Genomic DNA, 2,964 nt, shown 5'->3' on the forward strand with positions numbered 1-2,964 from the left:
GGGCCGATACCGGCCGGCGCCCCGTCGATACGGACTGGCGCCCCGCCGATTCCGGCCAGACCCCGCGGCTCTCGGCGAGATCCGGAAGACAGGCCCTGGCGCGTCCGCGGGTGCGAGGTCGTTGGGGTGCGCACTTCTCGTCTAGGGTCGAGGTATGACCATGGTCGCCACCGAAGCTTCCGTGTCCACCGCCGCCCCCGACAGCAAGGGGGTGGGTCCGCTGCTCCGTGCCTGGCGGGAGCGGCGCCGCATCTCCCAGCTGGAGCTGGCCCTGCGGGCCGACTCCTCCGCCCGGCACATCAGTTTCGTGGAGACCGGCAGGTCCCGCCCGAGCGAGGAGATGGTGCTGCGGCTCGCCGAGCATCTGGACGTGCCCGTGCGGGAGCGCAACGCGCTGCTGCTGGCCGCCGGTTACGCCCCGCACTACCCGGAGACCCCACTGGACGATCCCGCCCTTGACGCCCTGCGCGACGGGATGGAGCGGCTCATCCAGGGCTACGAGCCGTATCCCGCGCTGGTGGTGGACGCCGGGTACACGGTCGTGGCCGCCAACCGGGGCATCACGATGCTGCTGGACGGCATCCCGGAGAAGCTGCTGCAACCGCCGAACGCCATGCGGCTGACCCTGCACCCCGAGGGGCTCGCGCCGCGGATCCGCAATCTGCGGGAGTGGCGCGGACATCTGGTCGCGCAGATGGAGCGGCAGCTCGCGTTGCACCGCTCCGATCAACTCCGCGCCCTGTACGAGGAGGTGACGGCGTATCCGGTGCCCGAGGACGCGCCGGGCGAGGAGCCGGAGGAGCCGGTGCCGTACTTCGCGCTGCCGATGCGGGTCGAACACGAGGGCCGGATCCTGTCGTTCGTGTCCTCCATCTCCACCTTCAACACACCGATGGACGTCACCGTCGCCGAACTCGCCATCGAGACCTTCCTGCCGGCGGACCCGGCGACCGCCAAGTACCTCCAGACACTCGCGGGTTGACGAACCTGTGATCCTTTAGTGCGCTCGATCCGCTGTGCGAGAAGGCGTCGCGTGACAGACTGCTGCGCGCCAAGGCGGCACGGCAGGGGAGGGCGTGGCGTGAGTGAGCGGCGGGCCGCACCCACCGTGGGCCAGGTGGTGCTCGGCAAGCGGTTGCAGGAGCTGCGGGAGGCGGCGGGGCTCAGCCGGGAGGAGGCCGCCGGCGTACTGCGGGTCGCTGCGGCGACGGTACGGCGCATGGAGACGGCCGAAGTCGCGCTGAAAATACCGTACTTGCAGGTACTCCTCGACACCTACGGGGTGGCGCACCAGGAGGCGGCCACGTTCGTGCGGCTGGCGGAGGAGGCCAACCAGCCGGGCTGGTGGCAGCGGTTCCACGATGTGCTGCCCGACTGGTTCAGCCTCTACGTCAGCCTGGAGGGCGCCGCCCGGATCATCCGTTCCTACGAGCCGCACTTCGTGCCGGGGCTGCTCCAGACCGAGGCGTACGCGCGGGCGGTGATGGAGGCGGGGACGATCGGGCAGAGCGAGCCGGAGTCGGTGGAGCGGCATGTGTCGCTGCGGATGGAACGGCAGCGGCTGCTGGAGCGCGCCGATCCCCCGCACCTGTGGGTGATCATGGACGAGACGGTGCTGCGGCGCCCGGTGAGCACGTCCGCCGAGGTCATGCGTGAGCAGCTGGACCGGCTGATCGAGTGTGCCGAGCAGGACCGGATCACGCTCCAGATCGCGGAGTTCGCGGCGGGCCCGCACCCGGGGACGTACGCGCCGTTCACGCTGTTCCGGTTCGCCGAGCCGGAGTTGCCCGACATGGTGTTCACCGAGTACCTGACCGGTGCCCTGTATCTGGACGCGCGGCGGGAGGTCGCCGCGCATCTGGAGGTGCTGGACCATATGACGGCGCGGGCCGCCTCGGCGCGGCGCACCCGGGAGATCCTGCGGGAGTACCGGGCGCGGTTCTGAGGCGTACGGGCCCGGGTCCGGCGGACGTCCTACGGCCCCGAGGTGCCGCGCTCCACCGGGGAGCGCGGCACCCGGGTACCGGGAAAGGCGCCCCGGCTCAGGCCAGTTCGGCGGTCAGGGTGATGGTCGTACCGGTGAGCGCCTGGCTGACCGGGCAGTTCTTCTTGGCGTCCTCGGCGGCCGATGTGAAGCCCTGCTCGTCCAGGCCGGGCACCTCGCCGCGCACGGTGAGGTGGATGCCGGTGATGCCCTCGCCGGGCTGGAAGGTGACGTCGGCCTTGGTCTCCAGCTTGGTGGGCGGGGTGCCGGCGCCGGCCAGGCCGTGGGCGAGGGCCATGGAGAAGCAGCTGGAGTGGGCGGCCGCGATCAGCTCTTCCGGGCTGGTCTTGCCGTTCGCCTGCTCGGCGCGCGACGGCCAGGACACCGGCTGCTCGCCGATGCCGGAGGAGTCGAAGCTGACGGCGCCCTTGCCCTCAAGAAGGTTGCCTTCCCATTCGGTGTGCGCGGTGCGCGTGGTGGCCACGGTGGTTCCTTTCGCGAGGGAGCGGTGCGGTCCCGTTGCCGGGTGTCCGGAGATCATCCCTATCCGATCACATCCGCGCGGCGGAGGCCGGGGTTCGGCGGTGCCCGCGGGATGTGTTCAGGCCGCCCGCTCCTCCTCGGCGGCGGCGCCGAGCGGGACCTCGGGGCCGGACAGCTCGCCGAGCCAGCGGCGCAGCACCCGGTGCACCTGCTCGGCCCCGGTCAGCCGCTCCCCCGCCGCGGTCGGCTCGGACAGCTCCAGCGGCGACATCAGGAACGGGCGGGACTGGGCGCCGCCGAGCCCGCCGTGGGAGCCGATCTGCTCCTCGAAGGCGAGCACCTCGCCGTCGGCGGGTTCGTACGCGGAGTTCACCATGATGTCGGCGGTGTGCGGGAAGGAGTGGGTGCGGCGCACCGCCGCGACGGCGCCGGGTCCGAAGCGGGCCAGCGGGCCGGGGTCGCGGTCGAGGTCGGCCAGCGGGATCTCGGTGCCGCCG

Annotated in this window: 3 protein-coding genes and 1 pseudogene; 2 read left to right on the forward strand and 2 right to left on the reverse strand. The window is 72.0% G+C overall.

Annotated features, from left to right (window positions below):
- Positions 1-154: 154 nt before the first annotated feature.
- Both CCN72_RS35680 and CCN72_RS35685 read left to right on the forward strand, forming a co-directional pair.
- On the forward strand, positions 155-982 hold the full coding sequence (locus tag CCN72_RS35680; RefSeq protein WP_086812526.1) for a helix-turn-helix domain-containing protein: 828 nt from the start codon (positions 155-157) through the stop codon (positions 980-982).
- Positions 983-1,081: 99 nt separating this feature from the next.
- Positions 1,082-1,945, forward strand: a complete 864-nt coding sequence (locus tag CCN72_RS35685) for a helix-turn-helix domain-containing protein (protein WP_085567453.1) — start codon at positions 1,082-1,084, stop codon at positions 1,943-1,945.
- A gap of 97 nt (positions 1,946-2,042) precedes the next feature.
- Here CCN72_RS35685 and CCN72_RS35690 read toward each other — a convergent pair whose 3' ends face one another.
- Both CCN72_RS35690 and CCN72_RS35695 read right to left on the reverse strand, forming a co-directional pair.
- Entirely contained in the window at positions 2,043-2,468 is a 426-nt protein-coding gene (locus tag CCN72_RS35690) for an OsmC family protein (protein ID WP_086812528.1), read from the reverse strand.
- A 117-nt stretch (positions 2,469-2,585) separates the two neighbouring features.
- Positions 2,586-2,964, reverse strand: a pseudogene (locus CCN72_RS35695) (hypothetical protein); the annotation flags it as partial.

The organism is Streptomyces murinus (assembly GCF_002154555.1).
Taxonomy (GTDB): Bacteria; Actinomycetota; Actinomycetes; order Streptomycetales; family Streptomycetaceae; genus Streptomyces; species Streptomyces murinus.

Coding starts and splice junctions, on each gene's coding strand:
- CCN72_RS35680 (WP_086812526.1), top strand. CDS start 155: ATGACCATGGTCGCCACCGAAGCTTCCGTGTCCACCGCCGCCCCCGAC.